Source organism: Streptomyces cirratus (assembly GCF_014650775.1).
GTDB classification, from domain to species: Bacteria; Actinomycetota; Actinomycetes; order Streptomycetales; family Streptomycetaceae; genus Streptomyces; species Streptomyces cirratus.
This window is the reverse complement of the sequence record NZ_BMVP01000002.1, coordinates 527,175-549,983: the sequence shown is the minus strand read 5'-3', so window position 1 is coordinate 549,983 and position 22,809 is coordinate 527,175. Positions and strand designations below refer to the sequence as shown.

At 71.2% G+C, this 22,809-nt stretch carries 19 protein-coding genes; 10 read left to right on the top strand and 9 right to left on the bottom strand.

Going from position 1 to position 22,809, the window contains the following annotated elements; all coding sequences use genetic code 11:
* Window positions 1-153: 153 nt before the first annotated feature.
* Window positions 154-1,185 carry a class II fructose-bisphosphatase gene (gene glpX / locus IE207_RS07515; RefSeq protein ID WP_190183227.1) on the top strand — a complete coding sequence of 344 codons (1,032 nt, stop codon included), beginning with the start codon at window positions 154-156 and terminating at the stop codon, window positions 1,183-1,185.
* A 135-nt stretch (window positions 1,186-1,320) separates the two neighbouring features.
* On the opposite strand, the gene IE207_RS07510 is transcribed toward glpX, so the two are convergent.
* Together IE207_RS07510 and IE207_RS07505 are read right to left on the bottom strand one after the other, a co-directional pair.
* Complete coding sequence (locus IE207_RS07510) at window positions 1,321-1,719, bottom strand: WhiB family transcriptional regulator (protein WP_373304675.1); 399 nt, start codon at window positions 1,717-1,719, stop codon at window positions 1,321-1,323.
* Between the two features lie 163 nt (window positions 1,720-1,882).
* Window positions 1,883-2,569, bottom strand: a complete 687-nt coding sequence (locus IE207_RS07505) for a DUF1707 SHOCT-like domain-containing protein (RefSeq protein WP_190183226.1) — start codon at window positions 2,567-2,569, stop codon at window positions 1,883-1,885.
* A 169-nt stretch (window positions 2,570-2,738) separates the two neighbouring features.
* Between IE207_RS07505 and IE207_RS07500 the strand changes: the two genes are divergently transcribed.
* A complete protein-coding gene (locus IE207_RS07500; protein WP_190183225.1) occupies window positions 2,739-4,406 on the top strand; it encodes a fumarate hydratase in 1,668 nt (555 codons plus the stop codon).
* 120 nt (window positions 4,407-4,526) lie between these two features.
* On the top strand, window positions 4,527-5,324 hold the full coding sequence (locus IE207_RS07495) for a glycerophosphodiester phosphodiesterase (protein WP_190183224.1): 798 nt from the start codon (window positions 4,527-4,529) through the stop codon (window positions 5,322-5,324).
* 49 nt (window positions 5,325-5,373) lie between these two features.
* Here the strand turns inward: IE207_RS07495 and IE207_RS07490 are convergent, their stop codons facing one another.
* Complete coding sequence (locus tag IE207_RS07490; protein WP_190183223.1) at window positions 5,374-6,903, bottom strand: ricin-type beta-trefoil lectin domain protein; 1,530 nt, start codon at window positions 6,901-6,903, stop codon at window positions 5,374-5,376.
* A 107-nt stretch (window positions 6,904-7,010) separates the two neighbouring features.
* Here IE207_RS07490 and IE207_RS07485 point away from each other — a divergent pair, with 107 nt between their 5' ends.
* The 3 genes from IE207_RS07485 (at window position 7,011) to IE207_RS07475 (ending at window position 11,575) form a co-directional block, all read left to right on the top strand.
* Window positions 7,011-8,426: a class II fumarate hydratase gene (locus IE207_RS07485; protein ID WP_190183222.1), complete on the top strand. Its 1,416-nt coding sequence runs from the start codon at window positions 7,011-7,013 to the stop codon at window positions 8,424-8,426.
* A 102-nt stretch (window positions 8,427-8,528) separates the two neighbouring features.
* Window positions 8,529-9,260, top strand: a complete 732-nt coding sequence (fomD, locus tag IE207_RS07480) for a cytidylyl-2-hydroxypropylphosphonate hydrolase (RefSeq protein WP_190183221.1) — start codon at window positions 8,529-8,531, stop codon at window positions 9,258-9,260.
* A 230-nt stretch (window positions 9,261-9,490) separates the two neighbouring features.
* Window positions 9,491-11,575 carry a SpoIIE family protein phosphatase gene (locus tag IE207_RS07475; protein ID WP_190183220.1) on the top strand — a complete coding sequence of 695 codons (2,085 nt, stop codon included), beginning with the start codon at window positions 9,491-9,493 and terminating at the stop codon, window positions 11,573-11,575.
* A gap of 72 nt (window positions 11,576-11,647) precedes the next feature.
* Here the strand turns inward: IE207_RS07475 and IE207_RS07470 are convergent, their stop codons facing one another.
* On the bottom strand, window positions 11,648-13,927 hold the full coding sequence (locus IE207_RS07470; protein WP_190183219.1) for a transglycosylase domain-containing protein: 2,280 nt from the start codon (window positions 13,925-13,927) through the stop codon (window positions 11,648-11,650).
* A 242-nt stretch (window positions 13,928-14,169) separates the two neighbouring features.
* Here IE207_RS07470 and IE207_RS07465 point away from each other — a divergent pair, with 242 nt between their 5' ends.
* Window positions 14,170-15,102, top strand: coding sequence for an SPFH domain-containing protein (locus tag IE207_RS07465; protein WP_190183218.1), 933 nt, complete (start codon window positions 14,170-14,172; stop codon window positions 15,100-15,102).
* A complete protein-coding gene (locus IE207_RS07460; protein ID WP_229873444.1) occupies window positions 15,099-15,377 on the top strand; it encodes a type II toxin-antitoxin system antitoxin in 279 nt (92 codons plus the stop codon). The genes IE207_RS07465 and IE207_RS07460 overlap by 4 nt, the downstream gene beginning before the upstream one ends.
* A 27-nt stretch (window positions 15,378-15,404) precedes the next feature.
* Here IE207_RS07460 and IE207_RS07455 read toward each other — a convergent pair whose 3' ends face one another.
* Window positions 15,405-16,385 (bottom strand): hydrogen peroxide-inducible genes activator, encoded by a 981-nt coding sequence (locus IE207_RS07455; protein WP_190183216.1) that lies wholly within the window; start codon window positions 16,383-16,385, stop codon window positions 15,405-15,407.
* A gap of 134 nt (window positions 16,386-16,519) precedes the next feature.
* Between IE207_RS07455 and IE207_RS07450 the strand changes: the two genes are divergently transcribed.
* Both IE207_RS07450 and IE207_RS07445 read left to right on the top strand, forming a co-directional pair.
* Entirely contained in the window at window positions 16,520-17,074 is a 555-nt protein-coding gene (locus tag IE207_RS07450; RefSeq protein WP_030159560.1) for a peroxiredoxin, read from the top strand.
* A 2-nt stretch (window positions 17,075-17,076) separates the two neighbouring features.
* On the top strand, window positions 17,077-17,613 hold the full coding sequence (locus tag IE207_RS07445) for an alkyl hydroperoxide reductase (protein WP_190183215.1): 537 nt from the start codon (window positions 17,077-17,079) through the stop codon (window positions 17,611-17,613).
* A 72-nt stretch (window positions 17,614-17,685) separates the two neighbouring features.
* Here IE207_RS07445 and IE207_RS07440 read toward each other — a convergent pair whose 3' ends face one another.
* The 4 genes from IE207_RS07440 to IE207_RS07425 form a co-directional block, all read right to left on the bottom strand.
* Window positions 17,686-19,056, bottom strand: a complete 1,371-nt coding sequence (locus tag IE207_RS07440) for an AI-2E family transporter (RefSeq protein ID WP_190183214.1) — start codon at window positions 19,054-19,056, stop codon at window positions 17,686-17,688.
* 132 nt (window positions 19,057-19,188) lie between these two features.
* The gene (locus IE207_RS07435; RefSeq protein ID WP_190183213.1) at window positions 19,189-19,896 is read right to left on the bottom strand and encodes an aggregation-promoting factor C-terminal-like domain-containing protein; all 708 of its coding nucleotides are present in this window, start codon (window positions 19,894-19,896) and stop codon (window positions 19,189-19,191) included.
* Window positions 19,897-20,356: 460 nt separating this feature from the next.
* A complete protein-coding gene (phoH2, locus tag IE207_RS07430; RefSeq protein WP_190183212.1) occupies window positions 20,357-21,673 on the bottom strand; it encodes an RNA 5'-3' helicase PhoH2 in 1,317 nt (438 codons plus the stop codon).
* 329 nt (window positions 21,674-22,002) lie between these two features.
* The gene (locus IE207_RS07425; RefSeq protein WP_136216151.1) at window positions 22,003-22,764 is read right to left on the bottom strand and encodes an isoprenyl transferase; all 762 of its coding nucleotides are present in this window, start codon (window positions 22,762-22,764) and stop codon (window positions 22,003-22,005) included.
* Between the last annotated feature and the right edge of the window lie 45 nt (window positions 22,765-22,809).

Here is a 22,809-nt window from a genome sequence, read left to right as displayed (position 1 = left end):
AGCCGCCGCCGAAGGCGCAAGATGTCCGCTCAGGCCAACACCCTGACCGATATTCCGCTCATAAGTGACCCGCTCTGCTCAATATGTCGACGTACCGATAGAGTTCCAGCACCCTCACATCCCGGCCGTCGTCGTACAGAAAGGTGCGCTCCGATGACCGAGCACAACCTGCCGCCCCAGCTCGAAGTCTCGCCCGACGCCCCCGACCGCAACCTCGCCCTGGAACTCGTCCGCGTCACCGAAGCCGCCGCCCTGGCCGCCGGCCGCTGGGTGGGCCGCGGTGACAAGCTCGGCGCGGACGGCGCGGCGGTCAACGCCATGCGCACCCTGATCTCCACCGTCTCGATGAACGGCGTCGTCGTCATCGGCGAGGGCGAGAAGGACGAAGCACCGATGCTCTTCAACGGCGAGCAGGTCGGCGACGGCACCGGTGCCGAGGTCGACATCGCCGTGGACCCGATCGACGGCACCACCCTGAACGCCAAGGGCATGCCCAACGCCATCGCCGTCCTGGCCGCCGCCGACCGCGGCACCATGTTCGACCCGTCCGCGGTGTTCTACATGGACAAGCTGGTCACCGGCCCCGAGGCCGCCGACTTCGTCGACATCAACGCCCCCGTCTCGGTCAACATCCGCCGGGTCGCCAAGGCGAAGAGCATCGCCGTCGAGGACGTCACCGTCGTCATCCTGGACCGTCCCCGCCACGAGGGCATCGTCAAGGAGATCCGCGAGACCGGCGCCCGCATCAAGTTCATCTCGGACGGCGACGTCGCGGGCTCGGTCATGGCGGTGCGCGAGGGCACCGGCGTGGACCTGCTCCTCGGCATCGGCGGCACCCCCGAGGGCATCATCTCGGCCTGCGCCATCAAGTGCCTGGGCGGAACGATCCAGGGCAAGCTGTGGCCCAAGGACGACGCCGAGCGCCAGAAGGCCATCGACGCCGGCCACGACCTGGACCGCGTCCTGCACACCAACGACCTGGTGTCCGGCGACAACGTCTTCTTCGTCGCCACCGGCATCACGGACGGCGAGCTGCTGCGCGGCGTCCACTACCGCTCGGAGACCGCCACCACGTCCTCGCTGGTCATGCGGTCGAAGTCGGGCACGATCCGGCAGATCGACTCCACCCACCGGCTGTCGAAGCTGCGCGCCTACAGCGCCATCGACTTCGACCGCGCCCGGTAGGAACGGGCCGACCCGGATCCCGCGGGCCCGACGTGCGTGGGGCGGTCCTCCATGGTGGAGGACCGCCCCGCGCGCGTTCTGTCCGCTCACGTTCCTTCGTACGGAGGGGCGCCCCGCCGCGTCGGCGGCCCCGGCTCAGCCCGCGGCCGCGACCGGTCCCGCCCCGCCGGCCTGGCGCAGCTCCGCGGACCGGCGCCGCCGCCGGGCCAGTACGACGCGCCGCTCGGCGGCGGTCAGTCCGCCCCACACCCCGTAGGGCTCGGGCTGCAGGAGTGCGTGCTCCCGGCAGGCGACCATCACCGGGCACCGCGCGCAGACCCGCTTGGCGGCCTCCTCGCGGGCGAGCCGCGCCGCGGTGGGCTCCTTGGAGGGCGCGAAGAACAGCCCCGCCTCGTCCCTGCGGCACACCGCCTCCGCATGCCATGGGCCGTCCTCTTCCCTCGCCGGCATCCGCGGCCTCGGCACGGCGGACGGACGCGCCTGGAGCGTCTTGACGGCGGCTACCTGCAGGGACTGATGCGGCGGATGCGGCACGGTCTACTCCTGACGACGTATACGCGAGCGAGAGACGATGCGACTGTCCCTACCCGCTGTGCGTGCCCCTAAGCACTGCGTGCCGCGCGTCGGCCGCTCCACCGGACTTCGACCGAAACGCGTCCCTCCGCTCCCAGGCGTTCCGGCCGTCGGGCCGCAGCGTTCAGGTGCCCGGCCGGCCGCGCAGCTTGGCCGCCAGGTCGGTGACGCGGGAGCCGCGCTTGGGCCGGACCTCGACGTTGCCCAGCAGCGCGAAGCCGCGCACGATCACCACCGGTGCCTGCGGGTCGGCCCCCGCGGCGCTCCCGTCGGTCACCTCGAAGTTGCCGAGCACGCCGCCGCCGTAGCCGCGCAGCGTCACGTTCTCCGGGACGACGATGTCGACGTTGCCGAGGACGCAGCTCACGTTGATCTCGGTGACCTGCTGCTCGAACACCGCCTCGGTGAGGTCGAGGGATACGTCGCCGAGGACCGAGACCGCCCGGATGAGCGCGCCCGGCCGCCAGCGGCCCTTGCGCGTCGCGGAACTGCAGACGGCGAGCACCGTCTCCGCCGCGGGTCCCTGCGGGCCGGCGACGGGCACGGGTGGCGGCGGGCTCGCCGCGGGCGCCCAGGCCGCGCCGTGGGCGGCGGGCAGGTCACGTACGAGCACGTCCAGTTCCCCGACCGTCTTCACGGCGTAGAGGGAGTCCAGGCGGTCGGAATGCTCCTCGGCGGTCAGCCGGCCTTCGGCCAGGGCGTCGGCCAGGATCTGTGCGATCCGGTCCCGGTCGGCGTCGGAGGCGCGCAGCCCGACTGCCGGGGGGACGGCGGGCGCGGCAGGGGCGGCGGGGTGCTTTTCCAGGTCCACGAAGCCAGCATAGCCAAACACGATAGATCGCGATACTCCTTGCGCGGCGTGCCCTGCCCCGGCCAGTGAGCCTTACCTCACAAGCACAGCCGTCCGGCGAGGTCCTACGCTGGTGGACTGCGCTGCCAATTGGTCGCCAGCGCTGTCTGCCGAGTGAGGAATGGCCACGATGCCGGAGTTCGCGTACACCGACCTGCTGCCCTTGGGCGAGGACACCACCCCTTACCGGCTGGTGACCTCCGAAGGCGTCTCCACCTTCGAGGCCGACGGCCGTACGTTCCTCAAGGTCGAGCCCGAGGCGCTGCGCAAGCTCGCCGAAGAGGCCATCCACGACATCCAGCACTTCCTGCGCCCCGCGCACCTCGCGCAGCTGCGCCGGATCATCGACGACCCCGAGGCCTCCTCGAACGACAAGTTCGTCGCGCTCGACCTGCTCAAGAACGCGAACATCGCGGCGGCCGGCGTGCTCCCCATGTGCCAGGACACCGGCACCGCGATCGTGATGGGCAAGCGCGGCCAGAACGTCCTGACCGAGGGCGGCGACGAGGCGGCCCTCTCCCGCGGCATCTACGACGCGTACACGCGCCTGAACCTGCGCTACTCGCAGATGGCTCCGCTCACCATGTGGGAGGAGAAGAACACCGGCTCGAACCTGCCCGCGCAGATCGAGCTGTACGCGACCGACGGCGGCGCGTACAAGTTCCTCTTCATGGCCAAGGGCGGCGGCAGCGCCAACAAGTCCTTCCTCTACCAGGAGACCAAGGCGGTCCTCAACGAGGGCTCCATGATGAAGTTCCTGGAGGAGAAGATCCGCTCGCTGGGCACGGCGGCCTGCCCGCCCTACCACCTGGCGATCGTGGTCGGCGGCACGTCGGCGGAGCACGCGCTCAAGACGGCCAAGTACGCCTCGGCGCACTACCTGGACGAGCTTCCGACCGAGGGCTCCGCGCTGGGCCACGGCTTCCGCGACCTCGATCTCGAACAGCAGGTCTTCGAGCTGACGCAGAAGATCGGCATCGGTGCGCAGTTCGGCGGCAAGTACTTCTGCCACGACGTGCGCGTGGTCCGCCTGCCGCGCCACGGCGCGTCCCTGCCGGTCGCCATCGCCGTCTCCTGCTCGGCCGACCGCCAGGCGGTCGCGAAGATCACCGCCGAGGGCGTCTTCCTGGAGCAGCTGGAGCGCGACCCGGCCCGCTTCCTGCCGGACACCACGGACGAGCACCTCGCCGAGTCGGCGGACGTCGTCTCCATCGACCTGAACCAGCCGATGGACGAGATCGTGGCGACCCTGACCAAGCACCCGGTCAAGACCCGCCTGAGCCTGACCGGCCCGCTGGTCGTGGCGCGCGACATCGCGCACGCCAAGATCAAGGAGCGGCTGGACGCGGGCGAGGGCATGCCGCAGTACCTCAAGGACCACCCGGTCTACTACGCCGGCCCCGCCAAGACCCCCGAGGGCTACGCCTCCGGCTCCTTCGGCCCGACCACGGCCGGACGCATGGACTCCTACGTCGAGCAGTTCCAGGCGGCGGGCGGCTCGAAGGTGATGCTGGCCAAGGGCAACCGCTCGCAGCAGGTGACGGACGCCTGCGGCACGCACGGCGGCTTCTACCTCGGCTCGATCGGCGGCCCGGCGGCGCGCCTGGCGCAGGACTGCATCAAGAAGGTCGAGGTCCTGGAGTACGAGGAGCTCGGCATGGAGGCGGTCTGGAAGATCGAGGTCGAGGACTTCCCGGCCTTCATCGTCGTCGACGACAAGGGCAACGACTTCTTCCAGAACCCCGCCCCGGAGCCCACCTTCACCCACATCCCCGTCCGCGGACCCGGCCTGGGCTGACCCGGCCCGCGCGCCCCGGGCGGGTGGGCGGGGCGCGGGCGGGTGGTGGGGCGGGGTCGGTTAACGTCGGGGTGGCGGGGAGGTGGCTTCCCGTTCATCCCGGTTCGCAAGGATCCCCGTATGACTGTGACGTCCCCCCTCCGCACCGGTCGCACGATCCGGGTCATCGCCCATCGCGGGGCTTCGTTCGAGCACCCCGAGCACACGCTGGCCGCGTACCGGCAGGCCATTGCCGACGGGGCCGACGCGCTGGAGTGCGACGTGCGGCTCAGTGCCGACGGGCGGCTCGTGTGCGTGCACGACCGGCGGGTGGAGCGGACCTCGGACGGGCGCGGGGTGGTCTCCGCCATGACGTACGAGGAGCTGGCCGCGCTCGACTTCGGCCGGTGGAAGGGCGAGGAGCACCGCGGGGCGCAGGTGCTGCTCTTCGAGGACCTGCTCAAGGAGGCGCTGGCCGCCGGACGGCCCGTCGGGCTGGCCGTCGAGACCAAGCACCCCACCCGCGCCGGCGGCCGGCTGGAGGCCGAACTCGTACGGGTGCTCAAGGAGCACGGGCTCGCCGACGGCAGGGACGGCCTCATCGAGGTGATGAGCTTCTCGCGGACCGCCCTGACCCGGCTGCACCGGCTCGCGCCCGGCCTGCCCGCCGTGTACCTGATCGAGCGGCCGCTGCGCCCCCTGCGCCCGCCGTACGCCACGCACGCCGGCCCGGGCATCGACCTGGTGCGGCGCGACCCGGGGCTGGTGGGGCGGCTCAAGGCCAAGGGGCTCGGGGTGCGGGTGTGGACGGTGGACGAGCCCGAGGACGTGGAGCTGTGCCTGCGCCTGGGCGTGGACACGCTGATCACCAACCGCCCCCGCGAGGTGAGGGCACTCGTGGAGCGGCCGGAGCGGCCGGAGCGGCGTCGAGGGCGATGAGGACACCCGGCCGGGGACCGGCCGGGTGTGGGGGGTGTGCGGGGGCGGGTCAGACGAAGCGCTGGTTGGGCGAGCCGTTGCAGGTCTGCAGGCGCAGCGGTTCGTGCGGGGCGGCGACGGTCAGGCACATGCCGGGGGCGGCCGCGGGGCGCAGCGTGGCGCCGTCGCGGACGAACTGCTGGTTCGCTCCGCCGTGGCAGTTGTAGATGATCAGGGCGGTGCCGTTGCCGTAGCCGGCGCCGGGGGCGTCCAGGCAGCGGTCCTGGGTCAGTTCGGTGTGCAGGGCCTTGCGGGTGGCGTCGTACCACCAGCCCTGGTTGCGGCCGCCGTGGCAGTCCCAGCCCACCACCTTGGTGTCGTTGGCGCTGGACCCGCCGAAGGTGTCGAGGCAGTTGCCGGTGGCCTCGTTCTTGAGGGGCCGGTAGAGGGAGTCCCAGGCGCCGGCGGTCAGGACCGGGGTGCCCGTGCTCGCCGGGTCTGCGCAGGAGGCTTCGCGCAGACCGGAGTTGTAGAGCTGGGTGAGGCAGGAGGCGAAGGCGCCGTGGCCCCGGTAGTTGGGGTGGAAGGACTGCCGGGCGGTGTTCTCGTCCCACGGGAAGTGGTCCCCGAGGTCGAGGTAGAGCCCGCGGGCCCAGGCGTCCTCCATGCACACCTCGTGGCCGTGGAAGAGCCGCGAGTCGTCCAGGTAGGTGGCGCCGGAGGCGAGGGCCGCCTCGCGCATGCCCTTCTCGAACGTGGGTACCGCGTAGTTGCGGCCCCAGGCGGCGTCGGAGTCGTAGCCGGCGCAGCCTCCGGGGAGCTTGCCGGGGAAGTTCGGGTTGTCGTTGAAGTCGGGACCGATGGGGCTCGGGTAGCCCATGACGACCAGTTTGTAGTCGGAGTCGGCGTAACCCGCTTCGCGCATGACCGTCTTGAGGTCCGCGACGGTGGCCTCCACCTTGGGCTTGAGGCCGTCGACGCGGGCCTGCCAGCCGGGGCCGTACTTGGGCTCGCAGGCGCCCTGGCTGAGCACCCAGCGGGTGACGCAGTCCGTCATGACGGGCCCGAACTGGAGGTCGTCGTTGGCGCCGGCGACCAGCAGCACCATCTTGATGCGGGTGTTGCGGGCCTTGATGGCCAGGTTGTCGCTCTGCACCAGCTCGTCGGGGTACTGCTTGCTGCCGCCGATGCGGATGTTGCCGGTGTACCCGCCGGAGCAGGCGACGTTGAAGGTGAGGTCGGCCGGGATGCCGGTGCGGTGGATGGCGGAGTCGGGCGAGCGGTGGCACTGGTTGGCGGACGTATTGGTGGCGGGGTCGTAGTTGCCGACGCCCTCGCCCGAAATCTCGCTGTCGCCGAGCGAGATCAGGCCGGTCTTGCGGTCGGCGAGCGGACGGACGGCCGGGTCCCCGTAGATCTTGGTGGCCTCGGCCGCCCGGATGGCTTCCAGTTCGGGCGAGAGGGGGGTGGCGGCCGGTCCGGCGACGGGTGCCGCCTGGGCCATGGGGGTGATGGCGGTGACGCCCCCGAGGGCGGCCGCGATCGCCGCGACGGCGGCGAAGGTAGATCTGAGCCTGGGTTTCGTACGTGCACGTGCCATGAACGCCTCCCCGATATCAGTGTTACCCCCGGTATTTACTGGCCGGTAGGGGAGTTGGGAACACTTCTAACAAGACAATTGCTCAACTTTTTGAGGAGGCTACGAACATGACCGACGATCAGCAGCCCGCACAGGACCCCGCCGAGTTCCGGATCGAGCACGACTCCATGGGCGAGGTACGGGTACCCGCACACGCCAAGTGGCGGGCCCAGACCCAGCGCGCGGTGGAGAACTTCCCCGTGTCCGGCCAGCGGCTGGAGCGCGCCCACATCGCCGCCCTGGCCCGCATCAAGGCCGCCGCCGCGCTGGTCAACGCCCGGCTCGGCGTCCTGGACGAGGACGTCGCCGGGGCGATCCGCTCCGCCGCCGAGGAGGTCGCCGACGGCCGCTGGGACGAGCACTTCCCCGTCGACGTGTTCCAGACCGGGTCCGGGACCTCGTCCAACATGAACACCAACGAGGTGATCGCCACGTTGGCGAGCGAGCGGCTCGGCCGCCCGGTGCACCCCAACGACCACGTCAACGCCTCGCAGAGCTCCAACGACGTCTTCCCCTCCTCCGTGCACATCGCGGCGACCGCCGCCGTCACCGGCGAACTGATCCCGGCACTGGAGCACCTCGCCGTCGCGCTGGAGCGCAAGTCCGCCGAGTTCGCGGAGGTGGTCAAGGCCGGGCGTACGCACCTGATGGACGCCACCCCGGTCACCCTCGGCCAGGAGTTCGGCGGGTACGCGGCCCAGGTGCGCCACGGCGTCGAGCGGTTGCGCGCGGCCCTGCCCCGGCTCGCCGAGCTGCCCTTGGGCGGCACGGCGGTGGGCACCGGGATCAACACCCCGCCCGGGTTCTCCGCCGCGGTGATCGCGGAGGTGGCCGCCGCGACGGGACTGCCGCTGACCGAGGCGCGGGACCACTTCGAGGCCCAGGGCGCCCGGGACGCGCTGGTGGAGACCTCGGGGATGCTCCGTACGGTCGCCGTCTCCCTCACCAAGATCTGCAACGATCTGCGCTGGATGGCCTCGGGCCCGCGCACCGGATTGGCCGAAATCAATCTCCCGGATCTCCAGCCGGGGTCCTCGATCATGCCGGGGAAGGTCAATCCGGTCATCCCGGAGGCCGTCCTGATGGTGGCAGCGCAGGTGACGGGCAACGACGCGGCAGTCGCCGTGGGGGGCGCGTCCGGCAACTTCGAGCTCAACGTGATGATCCCGCTGATGGCCCGGAACCTGCTCGAATCGATCCGGCTGCTGGGCAACGCGAGCCGGCTGCTGGCCGACCGGACGGTGGACGGGATCACCGCCAACTCCGAGCGGGCCAGGGAGTACGCGGAGTCCTCGCCCTCCGTGGTGACCCCGCTGAACCGCTACATCGGCTACGAGGAGGCCGCCAAGGTGGCCAAGCGGGCCCTGGCTGAGCGCAAGACGATCCGGGAGGTCGTGCTCGAATCCGGCTACGTCGAACGGGGCGCCCTCACCCTCGCGGAGCTGGACGAGGCGTTGGACGTGCTGGGTATGACCCGGCCCTGAACACCCCGGGGACGGGGTCCGGATCCGGTCGTTTCCCGTCCCCGGACGAGGCCGTGACCTGCACCGCAGCACAGGGACGGGCACCCGCCCTAAGATCTGCGCATGACAGGTACCGGAGGCCGCGGGGACCGCGACGCGCACGGCCCCGCGCGGGGCGCCACGCACGGTGGGACGCCGGACACGCGCTGGGCGCCCGGGGAGCAGATCCTCTGGCGCTACCGCGACCACGCCCCGGGCCGCCGGGGCCCCGTGCACATCTGCCGGCCGGTGACGGTGGTGCAGGACACCGCCGAGCTGCTGGCGGTGTGGATGGCGCCCGGCACCGAATGCGTCAAGCCGGTGCTCGCCGACGGCACCCCGGTGCACGAAGAGCCCCTCGCCACCCGCTACACCGCGCCGCGCACCACCGCACGCTCGCGCTGGTTCGGGGCGGGGGTGCTGAAACTGGCCAGGCCCGGGGAGCCGTGGTCGGTGTGGCTGTTCTGGGAGCACGGCTGGCGGTTCAAGAACTGGTACGTCAACCTGGAGGAGCCGCGGACCCGGTGGTCCGGCGGCGTTGACTCCGTGGACCATTTCCTCGACATCTGCGTGTACCCCGACCGCAGCTGGGTGTGGCGCGACGAGGACGAGTTCGCGCAGGCGCGGCGGGTCGGGCTGATGGACCCCGCGCTGGCGCGCCGGGTGGAGGACGCGGGCCGCGCGGCGGTGGAGGTCGTCAAGGAGTGGGGGCCGCCGTTCCGCGACGCCTGGCAGGACTGGCGCCCCGATCCACGTTGGCCGGTTCCGGTACTGCCCGAGGAGTGGGACCGCACCCCGGCGCATATGACGTCATGAGACCCTTGATGCGCCCCCGGGGTTCAACCGTAGGATCGTCCTCCGCCGGGCTGAGCATCCGTAATCGACGTGCCGCGCACGGGACTTGGGCGCCGGACCGACGCGAGGTGAGGTAACGAGCGGGACGCGGAACCGCGGGGCGGTGGTGCCCCTGCCGCTGAGCGGGTATACCGCGACTGAACCGAGTTGAGTGCAGCGCACATCGAGCGCAAACGGACGGAAATCCACGCGTGACGGAGTACCCCACCTCCCAGGAGGGCCCGCAGCCCGTCGCCTCCGGCGGAGGTACGGATGACGCCGGCCACGGCAAGGCCCCGATCGTGGCCGCCGAGGCCGTGCGCACGCATGCGCAGAACACGGCCGGCGACCCGGACGGCGCCCGCACGCCGGGCCGGTCCGCCGGACTGCCCCGGCCCCGGGGCGGCAGCGCGGGCAAGGGCGGCGGCAGCGGTACGGCGGGCGGCGCCCGTGCGGCGCTCGACGGGACGTCCGCGGTGAGCGGCGCGGGCACCGTCGGGGCCGGTTCGGCCGGGCCGGGCGGCGGGACGGCGGACGTCACCGCCGCGCGCCGCGAGGGCGACCGGCTGCGCTTCGTCGGCGCGGCCACCCGCCGGATCGCGCGCGGCATCGACCTGGACGAGATCGTGCTCGGCCTGTGCCGGGCCACCGTGCCGACGTTCTCCGACGCCATCCTCGTCTACCTGCGCGATCCGCTGCCGGTCGGCGACGAGCGTCCCGTCGGCCCGGTCGTCTTAAGGCTGCGCCGCACCGACCGGCTCCGGCCCCTGGACGACCTGACGGGCGGTGAGTTCAGCGGGACGGCCGGGTCCGGCGGCGAACTCGATTTCAGCCGTCTGCCGCTGGTCGGCCCGCAGGGTGACCTGCCCGCGTCCGAGCTGTGCGAGATCCGGCCGGGCGGCCCGCTCGCCGAGGTGCTGCGCGGCGTCCGCCCCGTGTTCGGGTCCTCCGTCGCCGCGAAGGACGCCCTGTCGGAGCTACTGGGCGGCGACCACCCCGTCCCGCGCGGGCAGCGGGCGATCCTCGCGCCGCTGCGCGGGCGGCGCCGGGTGATCGGCGCGGCGGTGTTCCTGCGCACCCCGGAGCGGCCCGCCTTCGAGACCAACGACCTGCTGGTCGCGGCCCAGCTGGCCACGCACACCGCGCTCGGCATCGACAAGGCGGTGCTGTACGGCCGCGAGGCGTACATCGCCGACGAGCTCCAGCGCACCATGCTCCCCGACAGCCTTCCCCAGCCCACCGGGGTCCGCCTCGCCTCCCGCTACCTGCCGGCCGCCGAGACGGCCCGGGTCGGCGGCGACTGGTACGACGCCATACCGCTGCCCGGCAGCCGCGTCGCGCTGGTCGTGGGTGACGTCATGGGCCACTCCATGACCTCCGCCGCGATCATGGGGCAGCTCCGCACCACGGCGCAGACCCTGGCGCAGCTCGACCTGCCGCCCGCGGAGGTCCTGCACCACCTGGACGAGCAGGCGCAGCGCCTGGGTTCCGACCGGATGGCCACCTGCCTCTACGCGGTCTACGACCCCGTCTCGCACCGGATCACCATCGCCAACGCCGGCCACCCGCCGCCGGTGCTGCTGCACCTGGGTGGGCGCGCGGAGGTGCTGCGCGTACCGCCGGGCGCCCCCATCGGCGTCGGCGGGGTGGACTTCGAGGCGGTGGAGCTGGACGCTCCGGCGGGGGCCACCCTGCTGCTGTACACCGACGGGCTGGTGGAGTCCCGCCTCCGTGACGTCTGGACCGGCATCGAGCAGCTGCGGGAGCGGCTGGCCACCACCGCGCAGCTGACCGGCGTGGACCATCCGCCACCGCTGGAGGCGCTGTGCGACGACGTGCTGGACATGCTCGGCCCCGGCGACCGGGACGACGACATCGCGCTGCTGGCGGCCCGCTTCGACGGGATCGCGCCCAGTGACGTGGCGTACTGGTTCCTGGACCCGGAGGAGACCGCTCCCGGGCGGGCCCGCCGCTTCGCCCGCCGGGCGCTCGCCCGTTGGGGCCTGGAGGAACTACAGGACTCCCTGGAACTGCTGGTCAGCGAGGTGGTGACGAATGCCGTCCGGTACGCCGAGCGGCCCGTGACCTTGCGTCTGCTGAGGACGGACGTGCTGCGCTGCGAGGTCGGCGACGACTCCCCGCAGCTGCCGCGCCAGCGCCGGGCCCGGGACACGGACGAGGGCGGCCGGGGCCTGTTCCTCGTCAACCGGATGGCCCGCCGGTGGGGTGCCACCCGGCTGAGCAGCGGAAAGGTCGTCTGGTTCGAACTCACGCTGCCCCGCGGCGAGTCCGGCTGAGGCACTTCGGCCGGGAGACGCGACCGCCCCGCGACGATCACGTCACGGGGCGGTTTCACGTTCAGGGGGCCGTCAGGGCTGTTGCTGCTCCTGCGGCGGCGGCGGGAAGAGGAACGACTTCGTCGGGTCCGCGGTCTTCGTCGGGTCCTTCGTCGGCTTCGTCGGGTCGGCGGTCTTCGTCGGGTCCTTGGTGTGGCCGGTCGGGTCGGCCGTCTTGGTCGGGCTGGTGGTGGTCGTCGGCGACTTGGTCCCGGTGGCGCCGGAGGTCGGGCTCGCGTCCTTCGTGGGGACGGCGGTGCGGGTGGGGGCCTGGCTGGGGCCCATGTCGGCGTCCGACAGGTCGAACTCGTCGGTGCTCACACCGCTGAGGGCGGAGGTGGTGTACGCCTTCCAGATCTCGGCGGGGAAGCTGGAGCCGCCCGCGCGGCCGCCGCCGGCGGTACCGGTCAGGGTGACCTGCTTGTGCGTGTTGGGGTCCTCACCGAACATCGCGACGACGGTGACGAGCTCCGGGGTGTAGCCCGTGAACCAGGCCGCCACGTTGGACTCGGTGGTGCCGGTCTTGCCCGCCGCCTGGTAGGCGTCGCTCGCGACGGCGTTGCCGGAGCCGTCCCGGACCACACCCGTGAGCACCTTGGTGACGGTGTCGGCGGTCTTCCGGCTGAGGACCTGGCCGCCGATGGGACTGCCCGGGTTGTACGTGGCGTCCTTGCGCTCGGCCTTCTTGACGATGGTCGGGGTGACCTTCTTGCCGTGGTTGTCGAAGGTGGCGTAGACGCCGGCCATCTCCACGGTGTCGGCGCTCATGGTGCCCAGCGACATGGCCGGCTTGTCCTCGGGCCAGCCGTCGCGGTCCTGCATGCCGAGGGCGAGCGCCTGCTTCTTCACGGAGGCCGGCTTGGCGTCCACGATCATCTGGGCGTAGACGGAGTTCACGGAGGAGTTGGTGGCCGCCTGGACCGTGAGCATCGGGTCGCCGTAGTTGCGGTCGTCCTGGTTCTGCGGGGCGAACGCGACGGGGCTGCCGACGACGGGGCGCTTGCTCGTGCCGTCGTAGAGGGTGTTCGGGGTGATCTTGCGGCCGTCCTGGGTGGTCGCCCCGGTTTCCAGCGCGGTGGCCAGCACGACCGGCTTGAAGGTCGAGCCGGGCTGGTAGTCCTTGCGCAGCGCGTTGCTGTTGTACTTCTCGCTCAGGCCCGTGCCGCCGTACATGGCCACGATCGCGCCGGTCTTCGGGTCCACCGAGGTGGCGCCGGCCTGCACGCTCTGGTCCTGGGGCCGCTCCTGGACGTTCTTGCGTTGGAGCTGGGACTCCAGCTTGTCCTGGACGGCCTTCTCCAGCGCGGCCTGCTTCTTCTTGTCGACGTTGAGCGTGATCGTCCAGCCGCCGGCGGTGATCTGGGCGTCCGTGACGTTGTGGCGGTTGAGCTCGGCGTTGGCGGCCTCGATCAGGTAGCCCTTCTGGCCGTCCATCCCGGGGGCGGGCTTGGGCTTGATGGGCTCCGGCAGCTGGATCGTCTTGCGCGTGGCGGGGTCCAGCTTGCCCATCTCGACCATGTTGTCGAGCACGGCGTTGAAGCGGACGTTCACCAGGTGCCTGCCGTTGGGGCCCGCGAACGCCAGGTCGTACTGGCTGGGGGCCTGGATGACGGCGGCGAGGTACGCGCCCTGCGCGAGGGTCAGCTTGTCCGCGTCGACGCCGTAGAAGGCCTGGGCCGCGGCCTGGATGCCGTAGGCGTTGCGGCCGTAGAAGTTGGTGTTGAGGTAGCCGGCGAGGATGTCGTCCTTCGACATGCGCTGGTCGACCTTGATGGCGATCACCAGCTCGCGGAGCTTGCGGGACGCCGACTGGTCCTGGGTGAGGTAGTAGTTCTTGACGTACTGCTGGGTGATCGTCGAACCGCCGGCCGTGCCCTTGCCCCGGAGGGTGTTGAACAGGCCGCGGCCCACGCCCATGAGGTCGACGCCGCTGTCCTTGTAGAAGGACTTGTTCTCGATGGCGATGAACGCCGTCCGCACGTCCTCGGGGATCTTGTCGAGCGGGACGATGACACGGTTCTTCTCGCCCGTGCGCGCCATGATCGAGCCGTCGGCGTACTTGTAGGTGTTGCTCTGGAGCACCGCGTCGTTGCGGGGGTCCGGCGGCTCCACCATGAAGTAGGCGGCGACCGCTCCGAGTATCAGGAGCAGGATCGTCCCGAAGAAGGCGCCGAGGATCTTCTTCCATGTGAAGAAGCGGCGTATGCCGGTGCGTTTACCGGACGCCTTGCCCGCGCGCCCGCTTGGGTGCCCGCTCGGTGCTTTCTGCGCACCGCGCTGCTGCTGCGCCCGTCGCGCTTCTGCTCGGCCCATCGCTCCCGCTCCGCTCGATTACCCCCCCGACGTCAGCTCAGAAAACTAACACCGCAGGCTGTGACAAAGGTTGACTAACCCTGATCAATTCCGGTCATTTCGGACGTGAGAATCAGCACCCACACCACTGGAACCGACGCACTTGAGGCCCGGAGGGTTGCGGCGGGAGCAAAAAGTGATATCACTTTGCTAGAAGCTCCGGCCGAACCGGGCCGGGCATCACCGACATACGGGGGCACACCATGACCACGGCACCGGCGACGGAATCCGGCGCGATCGACGGATCTCCGGGCGCCATAAGGGAGTTCGCCGCCCACAGCATCGGCGGCGGCCCGGCGCTGCTGCTCGGCCTCGCGGGCCTCGCCGGCGGCACCGGCCTGGTGTTCCTCGGCTCGCTGATGGAAGCGGACGCCCTCAAGGTGGCACTGATCGCGACGGGCATCCTGCTGGGCGTCCTGGCCGTCTTCGCGATGAGCGGGCTCAACACGATCGCCCCCGGGCAGGCGCGGGTCGTCCAGCTCTTCGGCCGCTACCGGGGGACGATCCGGCAGGAGGGCCTGCGCTGGGTCAACCCGCTGACCAGCCGCGAGAAGGTCTCCACCCGCGTCCGCAACCACGAGACGAACGTCCTCAAGGTCAACGACGCGTACGGCAACCCGATCGAGCTGGCGGCCGTCGTGGTGTGGCGGGTAGAGGACACGGCCCGCGCGGTGTTCGAGGTCCAGGACTTCACCGAGTTCGTCGAGACGCAGACCGAGACGGCCGTGCGGCACATCGCCATCGAGTACCCCTACGACGCCCACGAAGAGGGCGGCCTCTCGCTGCGCGGCAACGCCGAGGAGATCACCCGCAAGCTCGCGGACGAACTCTCGACCCGCGTGGAGGCCGCGGGCGTGCACATCATCGAGTCCCGCTTCACGCACCTCGCGTACGCTCCCGAGATCGCCTCCGCGATGCTCCAGCGCCAGCAGGCCGGGGCCGTGGTGGCGGCCCGCCGGGAGATCGTCGAGGGCGCGGTGGGCATGGTGGAGCTGGCCCTGACCCGCCTGGCGGAGGAGGACATCGTGGACCTGGACCCGGAGCGCAAGGCCTCCATGGTGTCGAACCTGATGGTGGTCCTGTGCGGCGACCGCGCGGCCCAGCCCGTCCTCAACACCGGCACGCTCTACCAGTGAGTCCCGCCGGCGGCGCGCCCCGCTCCGGACCCGGCCCGGCCGAGGAGCCGGAGCGGGGCGCGCGTGCGGGGCGCCAGGCGCGCAAGCAGGTGCTGCTGCGGCTGGACCCCCAGGTGTACGAGGCGCTGGCGCGCTGGGCGGGCGAGGAGCTGCGCAGCGCGAACGCCCAGATCGAATTCCTGCTCCGGCGCGCGCTCGCCGAGTCGGGCCGTCTTCCGGGCGGCGCGGCCCCGATCCCGCCCCGCGGCCGGCCCCGGGCCGATCCCGAGTCCTGAACGGGCCGGGCGGGTGCGGGAGCCGGCTCAGGTCTGGTCGGTCGGCCAGACCGGGAGCGGGCGTACGGCTTCGCGCAGGGAGGCGGCGATCGCCGTGAACTCCTCCTGGCGGGCCGTGCCCGTCCGCATGGCCAGCGCGATCCGCCGCGAGGGGGCCGGCTCGGCGAAGTATCCGGTGGCCAGGTACTCGTTGCGGGCGGTCTCCAGGCGCAGCGCCGTACGCGGCAGCAGCGTCACCCCCAGTCCCCCGGCGACGAGCTGCACGAGCGTGGAGAGCCCGGCGGCGGTGGTCGTGACGTCCGCCCCGGCCGTGCGCCCGGCCTCCCGGCAGATGTCCAGGGCCTGGTCCCGCAGGCAGTGGCCCTCGTCGAGCAACAGCAGTTGCAGTTCGCGCAGTTCCTCGCGCGGGATGTCCCTGCGCCCCGCGAGGGGGTGCTCCCGGGGCGCGAGCAGTACGAAGTCCTCGTCGAACAGCGGGAGTTCGGTGACGCCGGGGACGCCGAGCGGCACCGCGAGCAGCAGCAGGTCGAGCCGTCCGGCGGCCAGCCCCTCCAGCAGCGACGCCGTCTGCTCCTCGTGCACCTGGAGGTCCATCCGGGGGTAGCGGCGGTGGAACAGCCCGAGCACGGTCGGCAGCAGGTACGGGGCCACGGTGGGGATCACGCCGAGCCGCAGCATCCCGGTGAAGGGCGCGCGCACCGCCTCGGCCTCCTCCAGCAGGGCGCCCATCGCGTCGAGCACGGCCCGCGCGCGGGCGGCGATCCGCTCACCGGCCGGGGAGAGCAGCACCTTGCGGGTGGTGCGCTCCAGCAGCTGGACACCGAGGGCGTCCTCCAGGGCGGAGACGGCGCCCGACAGCGCCGGCTGGCTCATCCCGATCGCCGCGGCGGCGTCCCGGAAGTGCAGGTGCTCGGCGACGGCCGCGAAGGCGCGCAGCTGCGCGAGCGTCGCCTGCCTGGCCGAACCGTTCTTCGGCCCGAGCTTCGCTCCCCTATTACCGATAGCCACTGATAGGCACCTCCGATCACCAGGCACAAGAGTAGCTATTTCTGTAATCAATGCAGCTGTGCCAGCATGTGAGATCCGTCCAACCCCTTGGAAAGCCCTCAAAAAGGGTACTTTCCTGTCCGCAAGGAGTGCACGTGCTCACTGTCGGTGACAAGTTCCCCACCTATGATCTGACCGCTTGCGTCTCGCTCGAAGCCGGTAGCGAGTTCGCGCAGATCGACCACAAGACCTACGAGGGCAAGTGGCGCGTGGTGTTCTTCTGGCCGAAGGACTTCACCTTCGTCTGCCCGACCGAGATCGCCGCCTTCGGCAAGCTCAACGAGGAGTTCCAGGACCGCGACGCGCAGATCCTCGGCGTCTCCGGCGACTCCGAGTTCGTCCACCACGCCTGGCGCAAGGACCACGCCGACCTGCGTGACCTGCCCTTCCCGATGCTGGCCGACTCCAAGCACGAGCTCATGCAGGCCTGTGGCGTGCAGGGCGAGGACGGCTTCGCGCAGCGCGCCGTCTTCATCGTCGACCAGAACAACGAGATCCAGTTCACGATGGTGACCGCCGGTTCCGTGGGCCGTAACCCCAAGGAGGTCCTGCGGGTCCTCGACGCCCTGCAGACCGACGAGCTGTGCCCCTGCAACTGGAACAAGGGCGAGGGCACCCTGGACGCCGGCGCGCTGCTGGCCGGTGAGTGACGATGTCCCTCGACTCCCTCAAGGCCGCCGTCCCGGACTTCGCCAAGGACCTGAGGCTGAACCTCGGTTCGGTCATCGGCAACAGCGACCTGCCGCAGCAGCAGCTGTGGGGCACCGTTCTGGCCTGCGCGATCGCCGCCCGCTCCCCGCGCGTCCTGCGTGAGCTGGAGCCGGAGGCGAAGGCGGCGCTGTCGCCGGAGGCGTACACCGCCGCCAAGTCCGCGGCCGCGGTCATGGCGATGAACAACGTCTTCTACCGGACCCGGCACCTGCTGTCCGACCCGGAGTACGGCACCCTGCGCGCGGGCCTGCGGATGAACGTCATCGGCAACCCGGGTGTGGAGAAGGTCGACTTCGAGCTGTGGTCGCTGGCGGTCTCCGCGATCAACGGCTGCGGCCAGTGTCTGGACTCGCACGAGCAGGTGCTGCGCAAGGCCGGTGTCGGCCGCGAGACCGTCCAGGAGGCCTTCAAGATCGCCTCGGTGATCCAGGCCGTCGCCGTCACCCTCGACGCCGAGGACGCCCTCGCCGCCGAGTAGGCACCCCCGTACGCGCACGACCGCCAAGGCCCCCGCCGCCGTCCACCGGCTGCGGGGGCCTTGGGCGTTGCCCTACGCGTTCGCGCTCTCGTCCTGCTCGGCGTGCTGGGGCAGGGCCGTGGCGCCGTGCGGGCCCGGGCCCGTCGCCGCGGTCGCGATCGCCGCTCGCTGCTGGTCGCGCGAGTAGGCCCGCAGGAACACCACCACGGTGTTGGTGACGGCGACCAGCGGTACGGCGACCACTGCGCCGCCGATGCCGGCGACCATTCCGCCCGCCGCCACCGCCAGCACCACCGCGAGCGGGTGCACCCGTACCGCCCGGCCCAGGATGAACGGCTGGAGCACGTGCCCCTCGATCTGCTGCACCGCCAGCACCACCGCGAGGACCATCAACGCGATGAACGGTCCCTGGGTCACCAGCGCCACCACCACGGCCAGCGCCCCGGAGACCACCGCGCCGACGAGCGGGATGAAGGCGAACAGGAAGATGAAGACGGCCAGCGGCACCGCCATCGTGACGTCGAGGAAGTACAGACCGAGGCCGATGAACACCGCGTCGATGAGGGCGACGAGCACGGTGCCGCGGACGTACGCGGTCAGCGTGCGCCAGGCGCGCGGACCGGCGCCCGCCACCCCGGGCCGGGCCGCGCGCGGGACCAGGCCGAGCACCCAGGTCCAGATGCGCTTGCCGTCGTAGAGCAGGAAGAGCGTCGAGAACATCGACAGCAGGATGCCCGTCAGCACCTCGACGAGGACCGTCACGCCTTGCAGGCCGGCGGAGGTGATCTGCTCGGTGTTGGTGCCGATGGTGTCCGTGAGGTTCTTGGCGATGTCGTTGATCTGCTTCTCGGTGACGTGGAACGGACTGTCCAACGCCCAGAGTTTCAGTTCGTTGATGCCTTCGCGGACCCGGTCGGAGAGGGTGTCGAGGTTCTCCATGACCTGCCAGACCACGAACCAGCCGACCAGCCCGATCACGACGAAGCCGAGGATCGCGGTCACGGCCGTGGCGAGCCCGCGCGGCAGCCCGAGCCGCCTCAGCCGCACCACGAAGGGCTGGAGCAGCGCGGTGACCAGCAGGGCGGCGGAGAAGGCGAGGACGACGAGGCGGACCTCGCTGATCACCTTCATCAGTACCCAGAGCATCCCGGCGAGCAGCAGCAGCCGCCAACTGGCCTCGGCCGCGACCCGCATGCCCCACGGGATGACCGTCACGGGGTCGGGCCGCTCGCGCCAGCCCGGGTCACCGCCCGCACCCGGCGCGGCCGCGGGCACCGCCCCGTCGACGGAGACGGGCACGCGGACGGGGACCGTAGCCGGGACGGCACCGGGGACGTCGACGGCGGTCTCCGCCTCGACCTCGGCCCGCCGTTCGTCGAGGCGCGCGCCGATCTGACTGAGCCCTCTGCCGAGCCGGCCGAGCCAACCTGCCCTCTTCGTCATGTCTTTCCCTTTCCCCCGGCCCGCGGACACACTCGCCCGACCGTACACGCGCGGGAGCCCCGCACCGTAGGACGGTGCGGGGCTCCCCCAGGTTGTCCGCCGCGGCCGGGATCCCCGGGCGGCCTCGGAGACTCAGTACCAGCCGTTGCTCTGGTGGAAGCTCCAGGCACTGCACGGGCTGCCGTACCGGTCGTTCATGTAGTTCAGGCCCCACTGGATCTGCGTGGCCGGGTTGGTGCGCCAGTCGGCACCCACGGAGGCCATCTTGGAGCCGGGCAGCGCCTGCACCAGGCCGTAGGCGCCCGAGGAGGAGTTCACGGCCTGGTAGTTCCAGGTCGATTCCTCGTTGATGATGTTGGAGAAGCACTGGAACTGGCCGGCCGGCACGATCTGCCGGGCGATGTCCTTGACCTGGGCGACCGTGTAGGAGCCCTGGACGGCGAAGTCTCCGGCGCTGCGCGTCGCGGAGCGGCTGGCGACCTGCTCCGCGTCGCGCTTCTTCGCCTGCTCTTCGGCCTTCTTCTTGGCCTCCGCCGCCTCGGCGTCCGTCTTCTTCGCCTTGGCGTCCTGCGCCGCCTGGACGCGCGCCGCTTCCTCTGCCGAGCGCTTGGCGTCGGCGTCGGCGGCGTGGGCGATGGCATCGGCCTGCTGCGTCAGGGACGCGCTCTGGACCTGAGCCTGGTCGCCGACCGGGATGTCAGTGAGGAGAGTCGTTCCGGCGGCGGTCGTTTCGAGGTCGTTCGGGGTGGCGTCGCCCGCTGCAACGCCTACGACTGCGCCGACGGTGGTGACCGCGGTGGCCGAAGCCACTGCGAACCCCCGGACCGAGATCCGGCTCACACGGTGTCCTTCCAGCAGCGTCCGCAGTGACCGCGCGGGCGCAATAGTGCCCCTCGACACTGGCCTCCATGAATCTGCGGTCACTGGAGGCGCGGACCCGGGGCAACTCCCTCGCGGGGGCTGCCGGCTAGCTCGGGCGGCATACGGCGACCGGCTCTGGAGTTGTTGTCATGCATGTACCTCGTGAGAGGTACCGGGGTACCCCCGGACGAGGTCCGGAGGAGAGTGCCGTATGCGGGGCCTGACGGAAAGCAGACTCTGCCGGACCGCGACGCCGCAGGGCAATTCCACGTTGCGTGGGAAAGGTCACACCTGCCTGAACGCCCCTGATTTCAGGGAAGACCTGTGCAGCACGACGCCGCCCGGCTAGGCTGCTGGACCTTTGCCGGGCGGCGCCAACTCATCGTGCACCTATGGGGTTTCTGCCCCTTTTGCCGTCAGGGCCGACGGGCCCGGCCCGTCACAGCTGCTCCAGCATCTCGGTGACGAGCGCGGCGATCGGGGAACGCTCGGAACGCGTCAGCGTGACGTGCGCGAACAGCGGGTGCCCCTTGAGCTTCTCAACGACCGCGACCACCCCGTCGTACCGGCCGACCCTCAAGTTGTCCCGCTGGGCCACGTCGTGGGTCAGGACGACCCGCGAGTTGGCGCCGATGCGCGACAGCACGGTCAGCAGGACGTTGCGCTCCAGCGACTGGGCCTCGTCCACGATCACGAAGGCGTCGTGCAGCGAACGGCCCCGGATGTGCGTGAGCGGCAGGACCTCCAGCATCCCGCGGTTCAGCACCTCCTCGATGACCTCCCGCCCGGCGACGGAGGAGAGGGTGTCGAAGACCGCCTGCGCCCAGGGACTCATCTTCTCGGCGGCGTCGCCCGGCAGGTAGCCGAGGTCCTGCCCGCCCACCGCGTACAGCGGCCGGAAGACCATCACCTTCTGGTGCTGCCTGCGCTCCAGCACCGCCTCCAGGCCCGCGCACAGCGCCAGCGCCGACTTGCCGGTGCCGGCCCGGCCGCCCATGGAGAGGATCCCGATCTCGGGATCGAGCAGCAGGTCCAGCGCGATGCGCTGCTCGGCGCTGCGGCCGTGCAGGCCGAAGGCCTCGCGGTCGCCGCGTACGAGGCGGACGTTGCCGTCCGCCGTGACGCGACCGAGGGCCTTGCCGCGCTCCGACTGCAGGACGAGCCCCGTGTGGACCGGCAGTTCGGCGGCCTCCGGTACGTAGAGCCGCTCCTCCGAGAAGAGCAGGTCGACCTGCTCCCCGGAGAGCGCGAGCTCGCTCATGCCGGTCCAGCCGCTGTCGGTGATCGCGAGCTCGGCCCGGTACTCCTCGGCGAGCAGCCCCACGGAGGAGGCCTTGATGCGCAGCGGCAGGTCCTTCGAGACCACCGTGACGTCGTAGCCCTCGGCCTGGAGGTTGCGGGCGACGGCCAGGATGCGGGAGTCGTTGTCCCCCAGGCGGAAGCCGGCGGGCAGGACGCCGGGGTCGGAGTGGTTGAGTTCGACGCGCAGGGTGCCGCCCAGATCGCCCAGCGGGATGGGGGCGTCGAGGCGACCGTAGCGGACCCGGAAGTCGTCGAGCAGGCGCAGGGCCTGGCGCGCGAAGTAGCCGAGTTCGGGATGGTGCCTCTTGGCCTCCAGCTCGGTGATCACCACGATGGGGAGCACGACCTCGTGCTCCTCGAAGCGGGATACCGCGTTGGGGTCTGCCAGCAGGACGCTGGTGTCGAGGACGTAGGTCCGCCTGTCGGGCAGGCGGCGCTTTGTGCTGGTCACCACGGAAGGACGTACCCCCTCGGAAGAGGTCGGGCCATGAAGACCGGACCGGTCATCGGCACCCATGCGTGGGCCGATTTCCGGCCCTCCACTACGTCCCGTGCGAACCGCACGCGCGTCCTGGTGCAAAGGGCCTCCCGGGCGGACGGCCCCATGCCGTCCGCTGAGACTCGACACCCGTGGATCGGGCGTCGACCTGCTAGGGGTATGCCCTCGAACCGGTGCGCCCATGCCATGGCATATGACGGACGCTCGGTGAACCGCTGGTGAAGGCTTCGCGACGGCGGAGGGTGGCCCCGGCAGGGGCCCGAGGGGGCGTCAGGTCCCGTGGCTCAGGTGCCGTACCGGCGGTGGCGCGCGGCGTAGTCGCGCAGGGCCCGCAGGAAGTCGACCTTGCGGAAGGCCGGCCAGAAGACCTCGCAGAAGTAGTACTCCGAATGGGCGCTCTGCCACAGCATGAAACCGGACAGCCGCTGCTCGCCGCTGGTGCGGATCACCAGGTCCGGGTCGGGCTGGCCGCGCGTGTAGAGGTGCTCGGCGATGTGGTCGATGTCCAGGACCTCGGCGAGCTCCTCGAACGAGGTGCCCTTCTCGGCGTGCTCCAGCAGCAGCGAGCGGACCGCGTCGGCGATCTCCTGCCGGCCGCCGTAGCCCACCGCGACGTTGACGAGTATCCCCTCGACGTCGTGCGTGGCCTGCTCGGCCTCCTTGAGCACCGTTTGGGTCCCGGCGGGGAGGATGTCCAGGTTGCCGACGTGGTGGACCCGCCAGCGGCCGTCCGCGGCGAGGCCGCGCACGGTGTTCTCGATGATGTTGAGCAGCGGGCGGAGCTCGACCTCCGGCCGGTCCAGGTTGTCGGTGGACAGCATCCACAGGGTGACGACCTCGACGTCCGTCTCGGTGCACCAGCCCAGCATTTCCGAGATCTTGTCGGCGCCGGCCTGGTGGCCCTGCTCCGTCGTGCCTCCGGACGCCTTCGCCCAGCGCCTGTTCCCGTCAAGGATCACGCCGATGTGCTTGGGCGACGCGTCGTGGTCGAGGCGGCCTTCCACCCGGCGTGCGTAGAGCCTGTACACCAGGTCGCGCAGCTTCACGATCTTCCAGCCCCTCCGTGCGATCCCCCGTGCGGATTGCGGTCC